Origin of the sequence: Ferruginibacter sp. (assembly GCF_049840995.1) — a bacterium.
In the GTDB taxonomy this organism is placed as follows: Bacteria; Bacteroidota; Bacteroidia; order Chitinophagales; family Chitinophagaceae; genus Ferruginibacter.
This window is the reverse complement of record NZ_JASGIP010000001.1, coordinates 110832-132582: the sequence shown is the minus strand read 5'-3', so window position 1 is coordinate 132582 and position 21751 is coordinate 110832. Positions and strand designations below refer to the sequence as shown.

Below are 21751 nucleotides of genomic sequence, written 5' to 3'. Positions count from 1 at the left end.
TGTGTCAATCATAATCATCATAAAAATCCGCGTTCCAATCATAGCACCGCAGGTGCTACATGTCCGCAATTATTCGCCAATATCTCCGCTAAAAGTTCCCCCTTTAGGGGGCGGAGGGGGCATCACACTATCATCTTCTCAATCGGCAGCACCAAAATACCTTCCGCTTCAAACTGCTGCAACTTCTCTATCACATCCCAAAAATCATTTTCATTCACCACACTCTGCACACTGCTCCAGCCTTCTTCTGCCAACGGTGTTACGGTAGGACTTTTCATACCCGGCAAAACTGAGGCGATATTTTTCAACTGCCTGTTGGGCGCATTCAGAATGATGTATTTATTGTTCTTCGCAGTCTTTACCGCATTGATCCGCAACAACAACTTTTCCAGTATCGCTTTATTTTCCGCAGAAAGATTTTTATTAGCTGTCAACACTGCTTCTGAATCTTAAAATCACTTCCACTTCTTTCAAACCATTCGTAAAAAGCGTGCTGCCACTACTTACCAAATCACAAATTGCATCTGCCAAACCAATACCCGGCGCAATTTCAACCGAACCACTGATCTCGTGTATCTCCGCATTACTCTTTTTTTCATCCAGGTATTTTTGCAGGATGTTGGAATAAGTGCTGGCGATCTTCAACCCTTCCAGGTCTTTAATGGAATTATACTGCATGCTTTTGGGCACTGCAATACTCAACCTGCATTTACCAAAGCCCAAACGATACACCAGGTCAATGTCTTTATTTTTTTCCAGCAATACATTCTCTCCCACAATGCCCACATCGGCCACTGCATCAAATACATACTGCGGAATATCATCATCCCGCAAAAAATATACTTCCAGCGGAAAATTATCTGCCACCGTTTTCAGTTGCTTGTTACCGTTGTTCAATTGTATGCCACATTCCTTCAATAACTTTATGGAATCTTCGTACAACCTGCCCGATTTTTGAATTGCGATCTTTAACATATTTTTTTATTACACTAATTAGAACTAATTACACGAATTATTTTATTACGGAATTACTTTGGGTTTAATCTGTGTAAATCCGTGTAATCCGTGGCCAAAACAAAAAGGGCTCACTTTTCAGTAAGCCCTTTTGAAATTATGTGAAACACATATACATCAGCATGCTTACCCGTTGAGTAAAGTATGATGATGGTGTATGTGAACGATTTGTTGCATTTGTACCGCAAAGTAAATACTCAATTCTTATTTAACCAAATAAAATTTGGCAGCCGTACCCCGGCTTTTAAAAGAAATCCTGCACTTCTGCCCCCGGATCTTCAAATAAGGGCGCTGTAATGCCCAGTCCCGGCAGCTGGTTGTATATTATTTTACCTTGGTCGAACGTTACACCGGTTGCTACGTCTTCCGTAAGCAGCAAAGGGCCATCCATATCCACTTTATCCAGCAGAGGTGCCAACTGTGCAATGGCGGCGGTGCCTACGCTGCTTTCATTCATACAGCCGATCATTACTTCCATCCCCAGTTCCCTCGCTTTTGTGATCATGCGCCGGGCAGGTGTAATGCCACTGCACTTGGTAAGTTTGATATTAATGCCATGAAAATGCCCGCTGCATTTTTCTACATCCGTTTCCAGCACACAGGCTTCATCTGCATATAATGGCAAAGCTGATTGCTGGTATAAAATTTTCATGCCTTCCCAGTTATCTTTTGCGAGTGGTTGTTCCACCATCTCAACACCCAGTTCTTTTAACTGCGGAATTTTTTGCAGGGCCTGCTCCAGCGTCCACCCGGCATTGGCATCTACTCTTAAAATGGCGTCAGTATGCTTGCGCAATGCCGCCACCATTTCAACATCACCCTCCACACCCACTTTTACTTTATAAATGGGCCAGGGCCGCTCCTTCATTTTGTTTACCATATTGTCGATGCTGTCGATGCCGATAGTAAAATCAGTGATGGGACTTTTTGCAGTATCCAGGTTCCAGAGCTCGTGCAATTGCTTGCGTTTTAATTTGCCATATATATCCCATGCGGCAATATCCAATGCACAAACCAAAAATGTATTGGCCGGAAGAAGATGGTGCAGGTAATGCCAGTATCTTTCCGGCTCATTAAAAGCGTATTTCTCAATAAATATTTTTTTGGCTTCCAGGTCAGCGATCATTTTTTCAACAGGAATATTGTAGTAGGCAATGGCAGGCGCTTCTCCATAACCCTTAATGCCCATAAAATCCAGTTCCACGATCAATGTGGGTTGATGCGTTTTAGTGCCTTTTGAAATAGTAAAAGGATGTTTGAAAGGAAGATTATAAGTTTTGTAATTGACTTTCATACCGATAGATCAACAACTGTTTTTATTGAACAGCTGCAATAGCCGATGAAGGTAAAATAAAAAATTGAATCGGCTATTGTAAGTGATGATACGGTTTTACAATCTTGTTGTAAGCGGAAAGAAATGCCCGCCGGAAAATTTATAGGCTGTACCGCCGATAACGATTGAATCACCATCGTGCAATTTGGAAAGATCAAGAATATCTTCTTCGATCGTATGCACACTGCCACCGGTCCGGTAAGCCAGTTCCAGGCAGTCACGGTTGGCCCAGGTGCTGGCCGTGCCGCAAAGCACTACTCTCACCGGCACTTTTATTTTGTTCAGCAGCAACATGTCTTTTATCGGGCTGTAATTATCTGCTATCAATATCAATGCTTCGTTGGGCTGTTTTACTTCTGCCGCTTTTATCAATGCTTCAAGATCATTTTCAGGACCATCACCACCAGATCCATTAATCATCGCTTTGTACATTATTTTTATAACAGAATCAGGTGATCCTTTTAAACAGGAATAAATACCACCGGTCGCACCGATCTGCTTTTCACTATCCGGTTTATTATCGCCATCATTGAAAAAAACATATTCTGATCTTGTTTTGTCCATCATTTCCAGCAGGAACCACAATCCCACCTGCCTCGAATAAGGATACATACTGCCGGTAACATCCGTTACGATCATCCTTGCCGGCCATTTGTTCCTGCTCAGCACAGCACATACCGGGTTATCGGTCTGCTTAAAATAAGCAGGATTTGTTTTTAATTCTTTAATTGCTTTTGCAGCATCTGCAGCAATACCCGCCCTGAATTCAATATAGTCACGCTGACGCCTATCTGCAATTTCTTTATACAACGAATCTCTTGTGGCGAGCCTCGCTGCTTCTTCTTTCAGCTGTGCCTCATACTCTTTCGATCCCGGGTAACTCAGGTACAGATTATTGGAAAAGATGGTATTGGTTTCCTGTTTGATATTAATATCGAACACATTGGCAAAGTATTTCAGCGAAACACTGTAATGATCATCCACCGGCAATACGGCAATTACGCTGCCGTTTGCTGCTGTTGTAAAATTATACACAGCACCAGGCTTTTCTCCTTTAACAACCACCGGTTCACCGGCAACCGGTTGATTATACAGGTCTTCATACACAATATTCATTGCTGTTTTCCAGCTGTCTATCGGCATCAGTTCAGCATGTGTATCATCGCTGAAGTACAGGATGTAATTTAAAAAGCCTGTTGGTGTTGGTTCCGCCTGCACCAGGTTATTTTTAATACTGATGCCGTTTGCCTGTATTGTATAATTATTTTTACCGGGTACTGTAAAACGTACGGAATTATTTTCTATCCTTGCTGACGCCATTTCTTTTCCGCCCTGCACAAGCCGGATCTCCTTCAGATCCTTGTTATTAAAAAGCCGGATCTTCACCACCGGGTTCTCAAATTCAAACAGGTGATAGCGGAAAGTAAAATTTACCGGGAAACCATCAGCATCCGGTATTGTGTATTCATACGAATCATTGGAATTATCGATCTTAATGGTATATTTTCCGCCGGTGCGTAACCTGCACGACAGCTTTCCTTCTTTATCCGTTTTAAAATGAAGGATATTGTGTGTATTCGCATTTTCAAAATGCACCGCAGTAACGATCTTTTTACCATCAAACGTGACAAAGGACAATTGCAAAAGCGTGGAATCTGCTGCCTGTGCATGCAGCAAATTAGGAATTAGAAAAATGAAAAAGGAAAGCACCCTGGTTTTGGAAAATATCTTACCCATAAGTTGATTGGTTGAAGCTGGTTAACCCGGTAACGGAAATCCCAGGCGCTTAGTATACTTTTTTACAGCAGGCTTTACTATTAACATTTCTATAAGTATTTTTGATAATGACCAGGGAAAATCTCGCCTCATTTATTCTTGCAACCATTCCCCTTCATCCACAAAAAGTGGAAGAGATCGTGGCGCATTTTTCCACCATGGAGATCGGCAAAAATGAATACTTTATTACAGCAGGTCAGTACAGCAACCGTTATCTCTATCTCGAAAAAGGATTTATCCGGGCTTTTACTTTTGATACCGAAGGCAACGAAGTGACCACAGCATTTTACAACAGCAACCAGGTGGTTTTTGAAGTGGCCGCATTTTTTCAGAAAACAGTTTCCAAAGAAAATTTCCAGGCGCTGGAAGATTGCTGCGGCTGGTATATTGATTATGACCAGCTGCAATTATTATTTCATACTGTCCCTGAATTTCGGGAATTTGGCAGAATGATACTGGTAAAAGGATTTGCCGCTTTTAAACAAAGAACCTTGTCCCTCATCAATGAAACCGCCGAACAGCGGTACGAAACACTGGTGCAGACAAGGCCTGAACTTTTTCAAAAAGCCCCGTTGAAACATATTGCATCCTACCTTGGTATTACTGATAGTTCATTAAGCAGGATCAGGCGGGAATTTTCCGGCAAATAGTATTTCTTGTCATTTGGCAAGAGTAAAGCAATAACTGCTCAGCAACTTTGTATAAAATTACAAAGTCATGAACCAGGTCCCCGTTTTAATAAGCATTGCATTTGCGCTTACTACATTTTTAGCCATCGGATTTTTTTACCGGGCTGCACATTATTCCAAAACAGTACTCCTCATTTTACTGGCGTGGATCGCCCTGCAAAGCATACCGGCATTGAATGGTTTTTATACCATTAATACTACGGTGCCGCCAAGGTTCTTCCTGTTGATCGGCCCGCCATTGGTTTACACCATCATCCTGTTCAGCACCCAAAAAGGCAGGCAGTTCATTGACAGTTTAGACCTGGGTGTATTGACCTTACTGCACAGCATCCGTATTTTCGTAGAGTTGGTATTGCTGGGTTTATACAGCTATAAAACAGTTCCTGTACTCATCACTTTTGAAGGCCGCAATTTTGATATCCTCTCCGGACTTACCGCACCAATCATTTATTATTTTGGGTTTGTAAAAAAGAGCCTGGGCTATAAATGGATACTGGCCTGGAATTTCATCTGTCTCGCATTGCTCATTAATGTAGTGGTGCATGCCGTATTATCGGCGCCCCTGCCCTTCCAGCAATTTGCATTCGATCAACCCAATATTGCGGTGTTGTATTTTCCTTTTGTGTGGCTGCCTTGTTGTTTGGTACCGTTGGTATTGTTTTCGCATCTGGTGGCGATAAGGAGGTTAATAAAACAAAGAAATAATTAATTTTTTGTACCTTAACGGAAAGCTTAATACCGGTGTGAGCGGTCGAAAAAAAATATTACTCAGCATTTCACTGACCTTTCTTACTTATTTCTTTATTTGTTATCATTCGGAAAATAAGAAATATGAGATCATTAATGAGATATTCAACGACCTTGATATGCATCCCTCACGTATCTGGCATTCAGCAAAAGTTATAGACTATGACAATAAGATTTTAAACCATTTTTCTTTTTTTGATAAGCTTTCTATTTATACCCAGATCGGCGTGCAGCACACAAACGCATTTTTAAATTCCGGCGATGAAATAATACCGGGAAAGATCACTTATAAAGATAGAAAGGGCAAAATTCATTCTCCGGAAATTGTATCAGTCCAAAGCAAAGAAACAAAAGAAGTGATCGGGAATCGAACGATCATTCATGCAGCTAAATGTCACTACATTATATCAATGCCGCTCATATCAAGTGATAATAAAACAGCAATCATGCAGATCGATGAATATTGCGAAGGCGGAAGTGGCAGTATTTATATACTTGAAAAAATAGATGGCAAATGGAAAGTGGTTGAAGAAATATTACAATGGATAAGCTGAAGCAGACAGAATATAATAATGTATGCTTTCTTTATCTCCCACTCCCATTCACATACCCCTTCACTTCATCATTAAACCCATCTTCCTTCAACAGGTCTTCCAAAGTTAAGTGCATGCGGTATCGCCAGTAATGTTCGGGATTGGCGGGAATGTTGATGCGTTCTTCATCCGGGTTTTCGCGGCGCAGTTTTTCATCAATGCCTAACAGATCCTGCAACTGAAAAATGCTCCACATGGCGGGAGAAAATAAATGTTCCAGTACGATCTCTTTATTTACCCAGGGCTCGCAGAAGTAAGGCGCTTCGCCGTAGCGGCCCATAATATTGTTGTAAAAGCGTTGTGTTTTAATACGGTCTTCCTGCCACCAGCCACGGATGGTGCTCATATCATGCGTGCTGGGCGTAACCACGCTCATATAAGGCGCATCGTTCGGGTGAAAGAATTCAGACGTTGTCTTCTTGGGCATGCGCTGAATTTCTAAACTTAAGATGCCCAGTTGCTGCATTACATCCGGCACACAATGCGGCACCATGCCCAGGTCCTCACCGCAGATGAGCATATTGGTGCTGCGTTTTAAGCCCGGCAGTTTATGCATGGCCTCTTTTTTCCAGAACTCATCCTGCCGGCGGAAAAAATAATTAATGGCCAGTTCCTTCAATGCATGCTGTGAATGCGGATCAAGATTTTGGAAAGAAGAAGTTTGCTCCATACCAATACGGAAATGGAAACGCTGCGCCTGCGATCCTTCTTCTTCAAACAATATTACATTGCTGATAAGGTCGAACAGCCCCTGTTTTATTTTACTGTCGCATTTATCTTCGGCAGCAAAATGCAGCGCCACTTTGCGTTGGGTATTAAAATCCGCTTTTAATTCATAACCATCTAAAAACTGTTCTTTCACCGAAGCAGTTTCATCGCCGAATAATTCATACAATACTGCATCCGTGATATAGGGCTTGCAGTAACGGTGCCATTCAAAAGAGATATTTCTTTCAAACAATTCGTTGATGTGTACCGGTATAGCGGGTTCAAACCTGCCCATGATGCCTTCCACCGCATCCAGCGGTATACTCCATATACGGAAGAAACCGAGAATATGATCTATGCGGAATGCATCAAAATAGTTGCTCATCTGCTCAAAGCGCTGGCGCCACCAGGTAAAATTATCCTGCTGCATGGCCTTCCAGTTATACGTAGGAAAACCCCAGTTCTGTCCTTTCACTGCAAAATCATCTGGTGGTGCACCGGCCTGCGCATCCATATTATACAATGCAGGCGCCATCCAGGCATCCACGCTGTTGCGGTAAATGCCAATGGGTATATCACCTTTTACCACAATACCATTTTTATGCGCATAGGTTGTGGCTTCTTTTAACTGCAGGTGTAAATGGAACTGCGTAAAATAATGTACCGCAATATCATCGTAATGTTTTTGCGAAGGGCTCACCAACCGTTGTATCGCATTCTCATCATACACATTATTCGTCTTCCAGGTGCTGAAGTCGGAGGTCTTGTATTTATCCCTTAAAAAACAAAATGCCGCATAAGGCACCAACCAGTGGCGGTTCAGTTCAAAGAATTCAAAATATTCTGTATCGTCTTTAAAAATTTCTTTTTTGGCGAGATAGATCTCTTTGATGGCCGACAGTTTGAATTTGATCACACTATCATAATCCATATCTGCCAATGCATTCAGCTGTTGTTGTTTTTTCTTCAACGGTTTAATGAGCGCTGCATGCGATGCACCGGCTGTTTTTTCTAAATTCAAAAACAAGGGATGCAATGCAAATGCAGAGATGGCTGCATAAGGATAAGAATCTTTCCAGGTATGCGTCGCCGTTGTATCGTTCAAAGGCAGCACCTGTATCAGTTTCAGCCCGGTTTTTTTTGCCCAGTCCACCAGTAATTTGATATCAGCAAATTCGCCGGTACCAAAACTGTTCTTACTGCGCAGGCTGAACACCGGCAACGCTACGCCGGCGCCTTTCCACGGCTTGTATTTGCTGTTGATGAACCCATCGTGGCAGATGGTTATTTTTTTCTTGGCAGCATCGCCCTGCAAAGTGCGGTTGGCACCCGTTTCAAAAGAGAGGAATTGCTTTTGTTTGGTATTGTAAATGCCGTATTTATAAGCCAGCGGAAAAGTTTCTTTAGAAAGATTGAGCCGCACTTTCCACCAGGTCTTGTTTTTTGCCAGCAGTACCGGCTTTTCGGTAGACCAGTTACTGAAAGTATCGCCTGCCCCGGTAAGGCAAATGATCTCATCATCGTTCAGTACCGGCGCTTTTACCCTGAACTCGTGGGTGTAGTTTTTGGCCAGTTTTAACCCGCCTTTTGAAAGGGCCGGTTTTTTCAACAGCACATCCTGGAAAGGCTGGGTATAATACACATTTTCTGTTTCGCCGGAATAGTTCCAGGTATCCACAAACACAATTTCGTCGGCATTGATCTCATCCAGCGCCGCTATCCTGTCGTCCCCGAATTCCACCATTTCGTCCTTTCCATCCTCCCTTAAAACATATTTATACCGGATATTGGTGATATCTTTTATCACATCAATATCAATGCTGCCATGCCATAATTGATCGTTCAAATATTGTATAGGCAATGCTTTGGCGATATCGTCGTTGCCCAACAGGTCATTATTTCCGGTGATATATATCGTTTGGCCGAAGTGGGTGGAAAAGCGTAAATAAAAATGAATGGTCATCAGCAATCATTGAAATCAGGGGGCAATATAAAGCCTTTAATTCAAAATGTAAAAAATACACATTGAAAATTGGGGAAAAGCCATTTACCCCGCTGTGATAACTAAAATTTTTTATTGTAAAACAGTAAGTTAGTCGGCCGATCTGCCTTATATTTGCCAAAAATATAAAAATGGAAACAACCAAAAAAAGAACCGGCCTTTTCTGGATATTATTTTTGCTTTCTGTAGTGGGATTTTTTGCTGTACTGTGGTCACCGATCGGTGCTTACTGTTCTATGGTGCTTCCTTTTAATGTTACCTTCTTCGCCAAGGCGCTCGACCTGATGTAATTTATACTTTAAAATATTGGAAAACACCTGCCCCGGCGGGTGTTTTTTGTGCCCCTAACTTTAATTGGCCACCACAAAATCGGGGCGGCGGATAAACGTACTGTTGTATTTAAAACGCACATTGGTGCTCAGTTCTATCTTCCAGCCACGCATATCGGCATTGGTTCGGGGAAAATAATAGCCCTTCAGTTCAATGGTACCAAATACCAGGTTTTCATTCCTGGTGCGGATACCTCCACCCACAGCACTGTAAAAATCTGTTTTATCCAGGTTGGCCTTGGTAGGCTTCAGCAGCGTCATATCTGTGAATATAAAGGGGGCGATACGAAAACCCAGTATCTTATTGGTATTATAATACACCGATTCAAATTTGAGTGTGCCCCGCAGGTCGGCATTGATACCATCCGGTACAAAATAAGGCAGGCCGTAATTGCTGTTGATGAATAGAGGTGTATTCAATACAGGATTGATCTGCGTGGTAATGCCCGAGTTGATGAACATACGGTGATACCATTTGCTGTTGATCTTTTTAAGGCGGGAAAAATGTTCCAGGTTAAAAAGCAGGTTGATATCTTCAAAGCGTTTGCGGTAAAAGAATCCACCCGTGCTGAAAGTGAAATTGTTGTATTGTCCCTGGTGTTTGAAATTGGTCAAACTGAAATCCATACCGCCGTAGGGCCTTCTCCTGTCCTGCTTTTTGGCCCAACCACTGTTAAGCGTTAAACTAAAACCTTCGGGCACATCCTCGTTTCGTCCAAAGCCATAAATGAAATTGGTTTTATAAAAACTTTGTTTGAATACATTGATGGAAGCCAGTGCGCCAATGTAGTTGGTAAAACGGTAATCGAAACCGGTTTTGTAAATATTGGGCAGGTTAAAGAAATGCTGGTTAAAACCCCTGATGGCAGCAAAAGTGTGCACTTTAATTTCCTTGTTGGCATACAGCCTGCGCCTGTTATCAAGACTATAGCCTACCCAGCCATCGATATTGTAATAAGCATACCTGAAATCGGATTTGTACAATGAGTCGGAAACAAAACCATTATTGGTACTGTAATAACCGGCTTCCAATGCACCCGTGGTAGGTATATAGGGCGTTACCAATGGTTTTTCCCAGCGGGTAATGATATTGGTCTCTTCCCTGCGGCCGCTGCTGAACGAAGGTGCATAAGTGGAATAACTGGCCGTCCAGTCGATGAAAGACCCGCCGATATTGCGTTTGGTGATCAAACCACTAAATGCTTTTGAGGGATTTTCTTTCCTCGTCATACAATCCACCGATCAATATCCTCGTAGCGCTTCCTCCCAGGTTCTCTTCATAAACTTCCGCCCTTCCCCTCGTGGCTTTATCAATTTTTACCCTGCCGCCCAATGAAAAGATATCTTTTGTAAGCACCACGATATCCACCGAATCTTTACTGTCTTCTGCATAATCCACCACTATCCTTGCATCCTGTATATAAGGCAGGTCACGTAAATATCTTTCGTTATCCGCTACCAGGTTAGGGGCAAAACGGCTGTATTCCCTGAAAAAAAGATTGCGTTTCATTACCTTCTCCTTGGTATTCTTATGAAACACTTTGGCCATGCGGATACCAAAATTGTTCTTTACATCGCAGGTATCATAAATGCTGCATTCAAAACCCAGGCGCACCAGCTGAATGGAGCGGATGATCTTGCCCTTAAATTTTAAGAATTGATTCTCGATCTTTTGAGGCGCTTCATCAGGCGCATAAGTGGAGATGCTTTTACCGAGGCGGCCCAATAAACCTTTTTTCTTGGCAAGAAAAAAAGTATCCTGTGCGGTGGGCGGCGTGATGGTTTGCTGTGCAATAACAGGCGCTTCCATCACAAAAACTGCAGCAAACGTTATAAAAAATAAATACGCCCTTTTGTACATGCCCCACCAGGTTTTATTATATGCTAAACACGATAAAGATATTGATTTGAGCGGAAACAGTTGTTAACGCCACCACCTGTTAATAAAAAGGTATTACAATACGAATAAGAGAAAAAAACATGCCATAAAAAAAGCCCACCGGTTGGGTGGACTTAGTAATTCATGGCGCAAAGCTGGTACTATATAAAGGCCGACGATAATTATCTCACACTTCTGCCTCCGCGGTAACTGTTGCTGGCAGCCTGCTGCATGGTTACCGAACGGGAACAGGAAGACAATAAGAACACAAGCGCTAAAATGGTAATGATAGTTTTCATAACAGGTCTTTTTTGGATTAAGAAATAGGCACTGTAAAATTAAGGCAGCGGTTATAAAACGCTATGCGTGAAAGCCTGCGATTTTAGTAGTAAATGTACTTGCACATAGTACGATATTTTTTTATAACAGGCTGTTTATTAGCTACACAGCTTTTTTTGGTTAAAACAACAAAATACCGTTGCCACGGTATTGCCGCTGCATGATTTTTTTACAAGTTTTATCATTAAAATACCGGCAATGAAAAAGTTAGCTTTTGTTTTGTTATTATTTGTTTTTAAAAACACCGCTTCCCTTGCACAGGATAATAATATCATAAGCCTGGATACCACCACCGCTGATGCAACCGTGAACTGGCCTGCATTAAAACAGGTGCTCATCTCCTGCAATAACATGCAGTCGCTGTGTGGTAATGATTCTGTGGAATATTCAGTAGAAGTATTTTATTCCACTCTTTATAAAACTGCCGGCTTTAACAGAACGGCAATAAAACGTGTAAAAGGAACCAATAAGTGGTATTACGAATCGTTTTTAAAAATCAATACAGACAGTAATAAAATAAAGGACATCTATGCTGCGCTGTACAACCAGGTAAACCGTGCCTTCACCGATTATTGCGGCGATGATTTTTCACTGGCAACATCCGCCCGCAGGCCCATCAGCGCTCCCTTTGTAACGTGGCTGGCACAATGGTCATTATTCAGCAAATACCAAAGCCTGCCCGAAGGCCTTGGCAATCTTAAAATGGGATTGATATTGAGCGGCAGCGACGATGTGCTTAAACCGGGCACCAGAAAATACCTCATCAAGATCTACATCTACAATACCGATGTAAAATATGATGTGCTCAATTGGGATAAGCCTTTGTAAACCCAGTTTATTTTTTTGCGATCCGCCAGATGGTTTTACCGGCATCATCTGCTACCAGCAAAGCACCATCCTGTGAAAATGCCACACCCACGGGGCGGCCATAAGCATCGTTGTTATTGCTGTCTAAAAAGCCGGTTAAAAAATCCTGCGGTGGTCCTGAAGGTTTGCCATTGGCAAAAGGCACATATAATACTTTATAACCCGCCAGCACGCTGCGGTTCCACGATCCATGCTGCCCGATGAACATGCCACCGGCATAAGCAGGCGTTAAATAATTTTTTGTATTGAACACCAAACCCAGCGAAGCAGTATGTGAGCCCAGCGGTACATCGGGCACCAGTGTACTGTTCACCAGGTCCATCCTTTCACCTTTTAATCTTGGGTCGGGGTGATTGCCAAAATACGCATAAGGCCAGCCATAAAACCCGCCATCCTTTACACTGGTAGCATAATCAGGCACCAGGTCATCACCCAGGTTATCTCTTTCATTCACCGCGGTCCATAAAGTATTGGTGCCGGTTGCCCAGTCCATACCAACTGGGTTGCGTAATCCGCTTGCATACACTCTTTCGCCCGTACCATCGGGGTTGATCTCTAAAATATTCGCCCTGCGTTTTTCATTATCAATACCATGCTCCGCAACATTGCTGCCCGAACCTACACTTACATAGATCTTTGATCCATCCTTATTCGCAATTAAATTTCTTGTCCAGTGATTATTATAACCACCGGCAGGCAGGTCAAGAATTTTTGTACCGGCATCGGTAATTTCTGTCTGGCCTGTTTGATAAGGATAGGTCCATAATCCATCTGTATTGCCTACATAAAATTTATTATTCAGTATAAGCATACCCAGCGGCCTGTTCAGCCCCGTTAAAAAAACTTTTTTCAATTCGGGTACGCCATCACCATCTGCATCCCTTACCAGTAAAATAGTGTTACTGCTTTTGCCGTTCTTTTTACTGATGCCCACTTTTGCAAAACCATCACTGGTGGTATTGGCCATCGCAATAAAAATATCGCCGTTGGGACCAACGTAGATCCAGCGGGGATTATCCAGCCCGTTCACTAACCTGCTCACGGTAAATCCTGCCGGTGCCACAGGTGTTCTGTCGTCGGGCCAGCCCAGTATCTTTGGATTACGTGTTACAGAAGGCGTTGCAAAAGGCTCGGGAAGTTTTAATGCTGCAGCATTGTCTGCTGAAGCAGACTTACTGATCTTACTGTTATGACAGGCTGTAAAAACAATACCAAGCAATACGACTAAAGATAAAGACTTAAGGTTCATCACTATTTTATTTTTTTTCTAAAAATACGATTTAGCTTTGCGATACAACCGGTTTCAATGAAAAAACTTCTGCTCACCATCCCTGTAACATTATTGTCACTCTATTGTTCGGCGCAACAAAAAAATAATACAGATTCTGCTGCGCTTTTGCAGGAAGTGGTGATCACTGCCTTTGAACAGAATAAGGCTGCAGCCAGTGGCACCCTTGTAAAAACGGTCAACAATAATAATGCCGACCGCAATAATAAAACTTCGCTGGTAAACAGTTTTAATTCCATTGCCGGTGTGCGCATGGAAGAACGTTCCCCCGGCAGCTACCGCATTAATATCCGTGGCAGCTCTTTGCGTTCGCCCTTTGGTGTAAGAAATGTAAAAGTATACTGGAATAATATACCGGTTACAGATCCGGGTGGTAATACTTATTTCAACCAGTTTGCCTTCAATAATTTTTCATCCATAGAAATTGTAAAAGGTCCTGCTGGCAGTATGTACGGTGCAGGCACCGGAGGTTTATTACTGATGCATAGTTTCGACAACAGCTGGCAACCTGCTGTATCAGCAGAATATATTACGGGCAGTTATGGTTTGCAGAATATACTGGCCACTGCAAAACTGGGTGCTTATAATAATCATACTATCATTTCGTATGCGCACAATCAAAGCAATGGTTACAGGGATAACAGCGCCGGTACAAAAGACAATGCCAGTTTTGTTTCGCAATTAAAAATATCTGATCAGCAACAGTTAACCGCAAGTGTGTTATACAGCAACCAGTATTATCAAACACCGGGCGGGTTGACACTTGCAGAATACACCGCTAATCCGCGCCAGGCAAGGCCTGCAGCGGGGGGATTGCCCAGTGCAGCCACTGCCAAAGCAACCATTTATCAAACCAATTTTTTAGCAGGTATCGATCACCAGTATAAATTTTCAGGTGCTTTTAAAAATTCCACATCGCTGTACGGCAGTTTTGCACAGATAAAAAATCCCACATTCCGTAACTACGAGCGGCGTATTGAACCCAGCTTTGGCGGCAGAACTTCTTTTGTATATAACACGGATATCAACAGCAGCAGGCTGCAGGTAGTGGCCGGCTCCGAATTGCAGGAAGGATTTTTTAATACACAGGTTTCCAAAAACAACAATGGTAATCCCGATAGTGTACAAACCAATGACGATATCCGCTACAGCACGTACAGTTTTTTTATGCAGGGCGATATCAGTCTGCCCGGCGACTGGAGCATTACCGCTGGCGCCAGCATCAACAAAACAAAAGTGGGTTTTACCAGGCTCAGCTCGTATCCTGTATTGCAGCAGGGGCGCACTTATAAGAACGAATTGTCACCCAGGCTGGCGTTGCAAAAAGAGATCAATGAACAATACACCGTTTTTGCCAGCGTTTCAAAAGGATTCTCTCCTCCCACTATTGCAGAGCTCCTCCCTTCCACCGGTGTTATCAGCACTTTTTTAGAAGCGGAAGATGGGACCAATTACGAGCTCGGTGGAAAATTTACTGCAATGAAAAATAAATTCCATGCAGATATCAGCGGGTTTTATTTTAAACTGAACAATGCCCTGGTATCAAGAAAGGATAATAACAATGCCGATTATTTTGTGAATGCCGGCAATGCTGTTCAAAAGGGAGTGGAATTAAGTGCTGATTATACCACTGCATTTAATAGTTCATTCCTGGATAATATCATGATAAGATCAGCAGGTGCCTGGAATGATTTTAAATATGGCGATTTTAAAAAAGGCAGCACCGATTTCAGTGGAAAATATTTACCGGGAGTTCCAAAATTAACCTTGTCATTACTAGCTGATCTGCGTACACGAAAAGGATTTTATTTTAACAGCACTTATTATTATGCTGCAAAAATATTTTTAGATGATGCCAATACAGCCAGCGCCAAAGCTTATCACTTGCTGGGTTGCAGGCTGGGTTATAAGCAGGCAATAAAAAAACTGGTTGTTAATATCTATGCAGGAGCAGATAATTTACTGGATCAGCGTTACAGCCTTGGTAATGATATCAACGCTACCGGTGGCCGCTATTACAATGCAGCAGCAGGCAGGAATTTTTACACCGGCATTTCAATACAACTCAAAGGCATACACGAAAAATAAAATCTCTCCGGTTTTTAATGCTTACTGATAGAAGTGATGTGCACCATTTTAGGAAGCGGAGAACCACAGAAACATACAAAATCCTTGTCTGTCTTTTCAAAACAAACATTCACCAGCAGGCCATCCACTTTGTATTCATCTGCAAGATTATCGGGATATTCCCTTTTATAATTCACTGTATCGGTCATTAAAACCCAGCCCACACCATCTGCAGCGGGATCGCCGCCGTATACAATTTTTGCAACGGTACAATTACCCGTACCGGTTGAAGAGGGGTCTTTTTTGCAGGCAGTAAAGCCAGTTACTGCAACTAATATTATGATGATTATCTTTTTCATATCCCTGCTGACAATGGGTTTTTAAATACCGTTGCACCCAGTTGATAATTTACCACCAATTATGCTGCCAGATTTGGGTAAGGAATAATTAATTTTAAAACACTCCATTTAGTATACTAAACCTTTTTTGGACACCCGGTGCAGTATTTTCATAAAATATTGCCGGTTCCCGAAACCATCCTGGTTTGGAAAACCGGCAATAATAATTTTCTTAATGCTGATTAGTGGCCCCTTCCATGGCCATGTTTTTCTTTATACCAGCCTTTATGTTTGCCGTTGTCATGCCTGTCGCGGAGCATTTCCTGTCCCCTGCGGCCACCGCCCCTGTAAGAAGCATACCTGTCGCGGTATACATTGGCTCTTAAATAAGGCCTTGGTTCATTTACCACCACTTTATAGGAATTATACAGATCATAGCCACCATACCTTGGAGGCAGCGATGCAGCAAATACCCAACGGCCACCATCGGCATAAATGAACTGCCTGCGGGGTACATAATAATATACGTCCATATCTGGCATGTAATAATAATCTACATGATCGTATCCCACAGGCCCCCAGTCGGGCTGGCTGCCGATATTGATACCCACATTTACTCTTACCTGTGCTTTTGAATTAACAATAAAGCCTGTTGTAACCAATGCTAAAAAAATCAGTAACTTTTTCATAGTAATAAATTTTGATCCAGCACATAAATCCAAATAAGGTGCCACAACTTTTAATATTGAATAATAATTGATCAATATGCTGTTAACAAAATTCTAAAACATGCTGTATAGCTATAACACATTATTTTTTAATAGTGATCAATATTCCTCATCGCGGAATAATTTACTCAGTTGTGGCAGTGAGCCACCGGTATTTTTTTGCAGGAAACAGGTTTTGTACAGTTCAAATGCTGATCGATACAACTGCAACTGCACTAACAGCAGTGTGTATGTGGAAAAATGGGAGATAATAGCTGTTTGCTGTAACTGAATTTTTCAATAAAACGGCTTAGTTTTAAGCTGTAAATATTCTTATCACCAAAAACAATTGTTATGAAAAAAACCATTTTATTAACTGCTGTACTATTTCTTTCCTTTGCTTTATTTACGCCTTCTTATGCAGCCATTATGATGCCGGCAGGCCCGGGTACCGGAGCAAAAACTACCGGACCAGATTCTGCTTCAGTAAAAAATGCTTTGGCAGAATTCAAGAGCCTTTCGCGGAAAGAAAAAAAGGAACGTTTTAAAGAAGTAAAAAAAGCGGTAAAGGATTTTAAAAAACAAAAACGTGCCGGTGATGCCGATACCAATACTTTACTGGAAGTGATACTGGCCATATTGTTACCACCATTGGCCGTATACCTGCACGAAGGTGAGATCAACAACAGGTTCTGGATCTCTTTGATCCTTACTTTGCTTTTCTGGATACCGGGTGTTATCTATGCATTGATCATCGTACTGGGCGATAACTAAGTAATTTAAACGGATCAATACTACAAAGCAGTTTTGTCATCGCTTCCTGTTGATGATAAAACTGCTTTCCTGTTTTGTAAAGCCCACTTTGGGATAATATTCCATAGCAGTGGGCACCGAAAGTAACAGCAACATACATTCCTCTCCTATTTTCTCCCTCGTAAGTTCGATCAGTTTTTTGCCGATGCCCGATCTTTTGATATCACTTCTCACTGCAAGATCGGCCAGGTAGCAGCACCATACCCAATCGGTGATACACCTGGATACGCCGGCCAGTTCATCGCCATACCATGCTGTTACCACCAGGTCGGAATTTTCGTACATTGTACGGATGCGCTCTTCATCCTGCGTAGGCCTGGGCAAACCTGTATTATTGTACAATTCAATTACCTGCTGTGCAGTGGGCATTCTGTCGTAACTGTAGGTGATCTCCATATTAAAATATTTAATTCAAATATACCGCAACGGCAAATAGTAAAGGTTCGCTTTACCCAATAAGTTTCATCAACCGGTACACCAGGAATACCAGCAATGACAGCAAAAAGGCGAGAAAGATATAAGTAAACACGATACGGAATGTTAATTGGAAATAATCCAACAGTTTATTTTTCTTTTTGTAAAAAAAGTGCAGGAGCAGTATTACCACATAACCTGCTATGCTATATGTGATCACCAGCCCGTTGTTATAAAAAAATAGTTGTTTATCCGGGTCACTGAATCCGTAGATCAAAGACGAGTTCATCCGGGTGATCCATATCATACAAACAGAAAAAGCAATGTAAATGATCTTGTATAAGATGTCTAGTTCGTCCGTTTTTTTGTTCAACGATATTTTAGCCAGCACAAAATTGCAACACAAAAGCAACGCAGCTGCCACAATAAAACAAGGCAGCAGCAGTAATTCCGGTTCGCTGGGAGGCCGTAATGCAACCAGGTCTTTCAGCAACAGAAATATGCCGGTGCAAACGGTATTAAAATGATAGACCCCTATCCATAACAACAAAAATCCCTGGCATAAAACCGGTAACAAATAAATGGCTTTGCATGCAGCAGCAACTGTTTGTTTGCGTTGCACAGCCGTGCGTAAAGAATTGAGAATAAAAAACCGAATGAAAAAAAACAGTGCTACGGTTACTATCAGGTTATGAAGAAGCATGCAGCAGCTTTAAAGGTTTAATGATCAAATATACTGCTATTACAATTCTTTATAAAAATACCGGCCACAGGGTATCTGCGCTCCCCGCTCTTTTATATAGATTTACCCCAACCTTTACTCCTTAAATCTTTATATGAAAAAGTTTTTTTCCTGGCTGGGCACCATTATCATCATTGCCGTTATTGTTGCTGCATTTACTGCACCGGGTAAAGAGCAATGCAACCAGTACATGGCAAAAAAAATGAAGCCGGAAACCCACAGTTCTTTAACCGTTTCGGAAACGCCTTTTAAATTACTCGGTATAAAAATATTTTCCTTCTATTCTGTGAGTTACATAGTGCCGCTGAATATATCCGTAGCGGGTCAAACAGGCACAGCAACGCCTGCTGCATTTAAAGCTGCCACTATGACCAATGAGACTTACCTCGGTCTGTACAATAGTTTCTGGAAAATACAGTAAATAATTATTTTGCCTTCATCGCATCGGTAACCCATTCTTCCAGTTTCCCTTCGCCATCTTTTTCAATCACTTTGGCTAGGGCTTTATCTTTTTTTATTTCGCCGCCAAGGTTATAACAATTGATAGCTGCTTTTATACCGGCTATATTACATTTCAGTTCATCCTTGCTGTAACTGTTCTCCAGGCAGTAACGTGCATAGCCGCCCATGTATACCATCATCAGTTCAGGGTTCTTGTCAAACAGTTTTAAAATGGAAGCTCTTACTGTAATGGTCACGGTCGGACTATTGGTAAGCCAGGCCATTGTCCATGCATTCAGCAATTTACGGTTACCTGCTTCTATGCCGATCGCAGTTGATTCCAGCCATTTCGCAATGCTGATAAAATCTTTTTCTGATTTTACAAACTCTTCTTTGGTAGCGGGAAGCTCAGGTACTTTGGGTGCGTTTTGTGCCATTGCAGCTGTTGATAATAACAACAGGCTGGCGAAGAATAACTGTTTCATGTTTTTAGGGTTTATGTACGAACCAAGATAGTGAAAGTTTATCAATTGTTCTACTCTACTTCTGTGGTAACACTTTCATAACTATTGCCCGCTTTTAAAATTGCTACTCCATCAGCTGTATTGAATTTGGTCTGTATAAAAGAATTCATTGCATAATTCAATCTTGTTTTTACAGAAAAATGCAGGTGTGGTTGCAAAACCATACCGGTACTGCCGCTATATCCGATCAACTGTCCTTCCTTAACTTTTCCTTTTTTAATTACAACGCCGTTGTGTTTTAAATGCCAGTAACAACCATAGCTGCCATCACTATGTTGTATGATAATGTAGTTGGCTTTTTTTTCGTACGAGCTTGATATACCGCCCTCGTTACTGTCGTCCTTGTAAGCATATACCGTTCCTTCTCTTGCTGCCAGCACCGGTGTCCCTTCAGGCATACTGAAATCAAGCGCCGCAATATGCTTATGCGAAAACAAGCCGCCATATCCCTGCACCACCCGGTGGCTAGTGCCTTTTTTAAAAGGCAAACTGTAAATATAGCTGCTGGTATTTTTGGTAAACTCGCTGCCGCGAAGGAAATACAAAATGGCTACCACTATTACTACTAATAATATGTACTTCCATTTTTTCATGCACTTTTTTACCCAAGATAAAACAAATATGCATTGATTTTCAGCCATTTCCGAAGGCTGCTTTTTCCCTATTCCGTCCTTATACCAAATCCTGCGACGAAAACGCTCTATCCTGCGACGTAACGGCACTACCCATTTTAAACGAAATTCTCCATACAACATCTTATATACATTGAATCACTTTTTAAAAATTACAATTATGAAAAAGATTTTTACCATGTTAGTTTTTGCAGCCGGTACAGTAAGTTTTGCTGCTGCTCAATCTCACAACGACAAAAACATTGCTTATAACAACGATAAAATGATAAGCAATGATCACGATGAACATTATGCTTTTGACAAAGCGGTTGGTTTTAACGACAACTATTTTTCTTTAAAAGAAAAACAAGCCAAGATCGAAAAGATCAACAAAGAGTATGACAAAAAAATTGCTGCTGTAAAAAGCAACAGGCGTTTAAGCGGCAGGGAAAAAACCAAACAGATCCAGTTTTTGCAAATGCAGAAACAAAAAGAGATCGACCAGGTGGAATTTGAATACGCTAAAAGTCAGAAAGGCAAAAGCAGATCAAACGGTCATGATGCACACTGGTAATATGCACCGTTAATCAATTTTTAAACTATTAAAATATAAAACAATGAAAAAGTTAATAATAATTGCAATCGCGGTTTTTTCTATCAGTGCTGCATCGGCACAAAACAGGAACGACCGTTTTAATAAGCAGGATGACCGTTACCAGGCTGTACAGGTAAAAGATGACTGGAGCAAATCGAAAGATTATAGTTACGACCGCAACAACGATCGGGAGCGCCAGGAAGCCTACGACCGCATGAATCATGACTACGATAAAAGGATCAGCGATTACCGTAATGACCGTTCGCTGAACAAGTTCGACAGGGATCGTAAAATAAGAGAAGCCGAAATGGAAAGACAACAAAAGTCAAAATCATTTGGCAAAGGTTTGGCAGTAGGTGCAATAGCAGGTATTCTGTTAGGAGCAATACTGGGACATTAAAATAAGGGTGAATGATGCGTAAAGGCCGTTTGATACGGCCTTTACTTTTTATATTTCTACAATGGTGATATTAATTTATTTTAAACTCATCAGCAATTCCGTCTCCAGTTTGCTTTCATCATTGGTCCAATGCCCATAAATTTCAATATAGGGAAGAACGGTCTCGTAGCCTTTTGCTTTTAATTCAGCAGTCATGCTTTGCCCGGACTGTTTTATTAAATGATAAGGGCCAATATGTTTGTAATAAGCATATTTTGATAAAGTGATGTCCTTTCTTTCCAGCCCCATTTCCGATCCTGCTTTATCAATCAATTCCACTCCTGCAAAAACACTGTTACCGGGTTCGTATACCCAGATATTCATCCCCTTATTTTTTAAATTGTTCGTCTTTACGATCTTCCACATCCGGTCCATTAAACTGAAAGCAGTTTTTGCATACTCGTTATTTACTGCAATGCCGGAAAAACCATAGATATTTAACTGCAACGGTTCGGTGATTATTTCAATATTCATGTTGAAGCAAGTTATTAGTAAG

25 protein-coding genes are annotated in these 21751 nt (G+C 41.7%); 10 read left to right on the top strand and 15 right to left on the bottom strand.

Translation table 11 applies throughout. The annotated features are described in order from the left end of the window. Positions 1-122: 122 nt before the first annotated feature. The 4 genes from hisG (QM738_RS00615) to QM738_RS00600 all read right to left on the bottom strand — a co-directional run bounded on the left by hisG (QM738_RS00615) (position 123) and on the right by QM738_RS00600 (position 4084). On the bottom strand, positions 123-434 hold the full coding sequence (gene hisG / locus QM738_RS00615; RefSeq protein WP_462274734.1) for an ATP phosphoribosyltransferase: 312 nt from the start codon (positions 432-434) through the stop codon (positions 123-125). Beyond that, positions 424-975 (bottom strand): ATP phosphoribosyltransferase, encoded by a 552-nt coding sequence (hisG, locus tag QM738_RS00610; protein WP_462274733.1) that lies wholly within the window; start codon positions 973-975, stop codon positions 424-426. The genes hisG (QM738_RS00615) and hisG (QM738_RS00610) overlap by 11 nt, the downstream gene beginning before the upstream one ends. A 283-nt stretch (positions 976-1258) precedes the next feature. Further along, positions 1259-2308, bottom strand: coding sequence for a dipeptide epimerase (locus QM738_RS00605; protein WP_462274732.1), 1050 nt, complete (start codon positions 2306-2308; stop codon positions 1259-1261). A 96-nt stretch (positions 2309-2404) separates the two neighbouring features. Next, positions 2405-4084 (bottom strand): hypothetical protein, encoded by a 1680-nt coding sequence (locus QM738_RS00600; RefSeq protein WP_462274731.1) that lies wholly within the window; start codon positions 4082-4084, stop codon positions 2405-2407. A gap of 107 nt (positions 4085-4191) precedes the next feature. Between QM738_RS00600 and QM738_RS00595 the strand changes: the two genes are divergently transcribed. The 3 genes from QM738_RS00595 (at position 4192) to QM738_RS00585 (ending at position 6113) form a co-directional block, all read left to right on the top strand. Next, positions 4192-4773 (top strand): Crp/Fnr family transcriptional regulator, encoded by a 582-nt coding sequence (locus QM738_RS00595; RefSeq protein WP_462274730.1) that lies wholly within the window; start codon positions 4192-4194, stop codon positions 4771-4773. Between the two features lie 67 nt (positions 4774-4840). Then, entirely contained in the window at positions 4841-5521 is a 681-nt protein-coding gene (locus QM738_RS00590; RefSeq protein ID WP_462274729.1) for a hypothetical protein, read from the top strand. Between the two features lie 4 nt (positions 5522-5525). Then, on the top strand, positions 5526-6113 hold the full coding sequence (locus QM738_RS00585) for a hypothetical protein (protein ID WP_462274728.1): 588 nt from the start codon (positions 5526-5528) through the stop codon (positions 6111-6113). Positions 6114-6144: 31 nt separating this feature from the next. Here the strand turns inward: QM738_RS00585 and QM738_RS00580 are convergent, their stop codons facing one another. Then, complete coding sequence (locus QM738_RS00580; protein WP_462274727.1) at positions 6145-8823, bottom strand: 4-alpha-glucanotransferase; 2679 nt, start codon at positions 8821-8823, stop codon at positions 6145-6147. A gap of 170 nt (positions 8824-8993) precedes the next feature. Here QM738_RS00580 and QM738_RS00575 point away from each other — a divergent pair, with 170 nt between their 5' ends. Beyond that, on the top strand, positions 8994-9152 hold the full coding sequence (locus tag QM738_RS00575; RefSeq protein WP_462274726.1) for a hypothetical protein: 159 nt from the start codon (positions 8994-8996) through the stop codon (positions 9150-9152). 60 nt (positions 9153-9212) lie between these two features. On the opposite strand, the gene QM738_RS00570 is transcribed toward QM738_RS00575, so the two are convergent. Next, the gene (locus QM738_RS00570) at positions 9213-10421 is read right to left on the bottom strand and encodes a hypothetical protein (protein ID WP_462274725.1); all 1209 of its coding nucleotides are present in this window, start codon (positions 10419-10421) and stop codon (positions 9213-9215) included. Next, on the bottom strand, positions 10387-11052 hold the full coding sequence (locus QM738_RS00565) for a hypothetical protein (protein ID WP_462274724.1): 666 nt from the start codon (positions 11050-11052) through the stop codon (positions 10387-10389). The genes QM738_RS00570 and QM738_RS00565 overlap by 35 nt, the downstream gene beginning before the upstream one ends. A gap of 555 nt (positions 11053-11607) precedes the next feature. Between QM738_RS00565 and QM738_RS00560 the strand changes: the two genes are divergently transcribed. Then, the gene (locus QM738_RS00560; RefSeq protein WP_462274723.1) at positions 11608-12237 is read left to right on the top strand and encodes a hypothetical protein; all 630 of its coding nucleotides are present in this window, start codon (positions 11608-11610) and stop codon (positions 12235-12237) included. Positions 12238-12244: 7 nt separating this feature from the next. On the opposite strand, the gene QM738_RS00555 is transcribed toward QM738_RS00560, so the two are convergent. Then, complete coding sequence (locus QM738_RS00555) at positions 12245-13525, bottom strand: PQQ-dependent sugar dehydrogenase (RefSeq protein ID WP_462274722.1); 1281 nt, start codon at positions 13523-13525, stop codon at positions 12245-12247. A 57-nt stretch (positions 13526-13582) separates the two neighbouring features. Between QM738_RS00555 and QM738_RS00550 the strand changes: the two genes are divergently transcribed. Then, positions 13583-15652: a TonB-dependent receptor family protein gene (locus QM738_RS00550; protein WP_462274721.1), complete on the top strand. Its 2070-nt coding sequence runs from the start codon at positions 13583-13585 to the stop codon at positions 15650-15652. Between the two features lie 14 nt (positions 15653-15666). Here QM738_RS00550 and QM738_RS00545 read toward each other — a convergent pair whose 3' ends face one another. Together QM738_RS00545 and QM738_RS00540 are read right to left on the bottom strand one after the other, a co-directional pair. Then, the gene (locus tag QM738_RS00545; protein ID WP_462274720.1) at positions 15667-15990 is read right to left on the bottom strand and encodes a hypothetical protein; all 324 of its coding nucleotides are present in this window, start codon (positions 15988-15990) and stop codon (positions 15667-15669) included. Positions 15991-16211: 221 nt separating this feature from the next. After that, positions 16212-16658 carry a hypothetical protein gene (locus QM738_RS00540; RefSeq protein ID WP_462274719.1) on the bottom strand — a complete coding sequence of 149 codons (447 nt, stop codon included), beginning with the start codon at positions 16656-16658 and terminating at the stop codon, positions 16212-16214. A gap of 372 nt (positions 16659-17030) precedes the next feature. Here QM738_RS00540 and QM738_RS00535 point away from each other — a divergent pair, with 372 nt between their 5' ends. Then, a complete protein-coding gene (locus QM738_RS00535) occupies positions 17031-17450 on the top strand; it encodes a YqaE/Pmp3 family membrane protein (protein ID WP_462274718.1) in 420 nt (139 codons plus the stop codon). Between the two features lie 36 nt (positions 17451-17486). On the opposite strand, the gene QM738_RS00530 is transcribed toward QM738_RS00535, so the two are convergent. Continuing rightward, positions 17487-17885, bottom strand: coding sequence for a GNAT family N-acetyltransferase (locus QM738_RS00530; RefSeq protein ID WP_462274717.1), 399 nt, complete (start codon positions 17883-17885; stop codon positions 17487-17489). Between the two features lie 52 nt (positions 17886-17937). Continuing rightward, on the bottom strand, positions 17938-18525 hold the full coding sequence (locus QM738_RS00525; RefSeq protein WP_462274716.1) for a hypothetical protein: 588 nt from the start codon (positions 18523-18525) through the stop codon (positions 17938-17940). A 214-nt stretch (positions 18526-18739) separates the two neighbouring features. Between QM738_RS00525 and QM738_RS00520 the strand changes: the two genes are divergently transcribed. Beyond that, entirely contained in the window at positions 18740-19066 is a 327-nt protein-coding gene (locus QM738_RS00520; RefSeq protein ID WP_462274715.1) for a hypothetical protein, read from the top strand. Between the two features lie 4 nt (positions 19067-19070). On the opposite strand, the gene QM738_RS00515 is transcribed toward QM738_RS00520, so the two are convergent. Continuing rightward, positions 19071-19571: a hypothetical protein gene (locus QM738_RS00515; RefSeq protein WP_462274714.1), complete on the bottom strand. Its 501-nt coding sequence runs from the start codon at positions 19569-19571 to the stop codon at positions 19071-19073. A 50-nt stretch (positions 19572-19621) separates the two neighbouring features. Beyond that, positions 19622-20203 carry a M23 family metallopeptidase gene (locus tag QM738_RS00510; RefSeq protein ID WP_462274713.1) on the bottom strand — a complete coding sequence of 194 codons (582 nt, stop codon included), beginning with the start codon at positions 20201-20203 and terminating at the stop codon, positions 19622-19624. 199 nt (positions 20204-20402) lie between these two features. On the opposite strand from QM738_RS00510, the gene QM738_RS00505 reads away from it, so the two are divergent. Further along, positions 20403-20795 (top strand): hypothetical protein, encoded by a 393-nt coding sequence (locus QM738_RS00505; protein ID WP_462274712.1) that lies wholly within the window; start codon positions 20403-20405, stop codon positions 20793-20795. Positions 20796-20838: 43 nt separating this feature from the next. After that, the gene (locus QM738_RS00500) at positions 20839-21216 is read left to right on the top strand and encodes a hypothetical protein (protein ID WP_462274711.1); all 378 of its coding nucleotides are present in this window, start codon (positions 20839-20841) and stop codon (positions 21214-21216) included. Positions 21217-21291: 75 nt separating this feature from the next. On the opposite strand, the gene QM738_RS00495 is transcribed toward QM738_RS00500, so the two are convergent. After that, positions 21292-21729 (bottom strand): GyrI-like domain-containing protein, encoded by a 438-nt coding sequence (locus tag QM738_RS00495; protein WP_462274710.1) that lies wholly within the window; start codon positions 21727-21729, stop codon positions 21292-21294. Positions 21730-21751: the final 22 nt, after the last annotated feature.

Coding starts and splice junctions, on each gene's coding strand:
- QM738_RS00595 (WP_462274730.1), top strand. CDS start 4,192: ATGACCAGGGAAAATCTCGCCTCATTTATTCTTGCAACCATTCCCCTT.
- QM738_RS00600 (WP_462274731.1), bottom strand. CDS start 4,084: ATGGGTAAGATATTTTCCAAAACCAGGGTGCTTTCCTTTTTCATTTTT.
- QM738_RS00505 (WP_462274712.1), top strand. CDS start 20,403: ATGAAAAAGATTTTTACCATGTTAGTTTTTGCAGCCGGTACAGTAAGT.
- QM738_RS00500 (WP_462274711.1), top strand. CDS start 20,839: ATGAAAAAGTTAATAATAATTGCAATCGCGGTTTTTTCTATCAGTGCT.
- QM738_RS00605 (WP_462274732.1), bottom strand. CDS start 2,308: ATGAAAGTCAATTACAAAACTTATAATCTTCCTTTCAAACATCCTTTT.
- QM738_RS00555 (WP_462274722.1), bottom strand. CDS start 13,525: ATGAACCTTAAGTCTTTATCTTTAGTCGTATTGCTTGGTATTGTTTTT.
- QM738_RS00590 (WP_462274729.1), top strand. CDS start 4,841: ATGAACCAGGTCCCCGTTTTAATAAGCATTGCATTTGCGCTTACTACA.
- QM738_RS00535 (WP_462274718.1), top strand. CDS start 17,031: ATGAAAAAAACCATTTTATTAACTGCTGTACTATTTCTTTCCTTTGCT.
- QM738_RS00510 (WP_462274713.1), bottom strand. CDS start 20,203: ATGAAAAAATGGAAGTACATATTATTAGTAGTAATAGTGGTAGCCATT.
- QM738_RS00565 (WP_462274724.1), bottom strand. CDS start 11,052: ATGTACAAAAGGGCGTATTTATTTTTTATAACGTTTGCTGCAGTTTTT.
- QM738_RS00515 (WP_462274714.1), bottom strand. CDS start 19,571: ATGAAACAGTTATTCTTCGCCAGCCTGTTGTTATTATCAACAGCTGCA.
- QM738_RS00560 (WP_462274723.1), top strand. CDS start 11,608: ATGAAAAAGTTAGCTTTTGTTTTGTTATTATTTGTTTTTAAAAACACC.
- QM738_RS00575 (WP_462274726.1), top strand. CDS start 8,994: ATGGAAACAACCAAAAAAAGAACCGGCCTTTTCTGGATATTATTTTTG.
- QM738_RS00545 (WP_462274720.1), bottom strand. CDS start 15,990: ATGAAAAAGATAATCATCATAATATTAGTTGCAGTAACTGGCTTTACT.
- QM738_RS00550 (WP_462274721.1), top strand. CDS start 13,583: ATGAAAAAACTTCTGCTCACCATCCCTGTAACATTATTGTCACTCTAT.
- hisG (WP_462274733.1), bottom strand. CDS start 975: ATGTTAAAGATCGCAATTCAAAAATCGGGCAGGTTGTACGAAGATTCC.
- QM738_RS00580 (WP_462274727.1), bottom strand. CDS start 8,823: ATGACCATTCATTTTTATTTACGCTTTTCCACCCACTTCGGCCAAACG.
- QM738_RS00570 (WP_462274725.1), bottom strand. CDS start 10,421: ATGACGAGGAAAGAAAATCCCTCAAAAGCATTTAGTGGTTTGATCACC.
- QM738_RS00540 (WP_462274719.1), bottom strand. CDS start 16,658: ATGAAAAAGTTACTGATTTTTTTAGCATTGGTTACAACAGGCTTTATT.
- QM738_RS00495 (WP_462274710.1), bottom strand. CDS start 21,729: ATGAATATTGAAATAATCACCGAACCGTTGCAGTTAAATATCTATGGT.
- QM738_RS00520 (WP_462274715.1), top strand. CDS start 18,740: ATGAAAAAGTTTTTTTCCTGGCTGGGCACCATTATCATCATTGCCGTT.
- QM738_RS00530 (WP_462274717.1), bottom strand. CDS start 17,885: ATGGAGATCACCTACAGTTACGACAGAATGCCCACTGCACAGCAGGTA.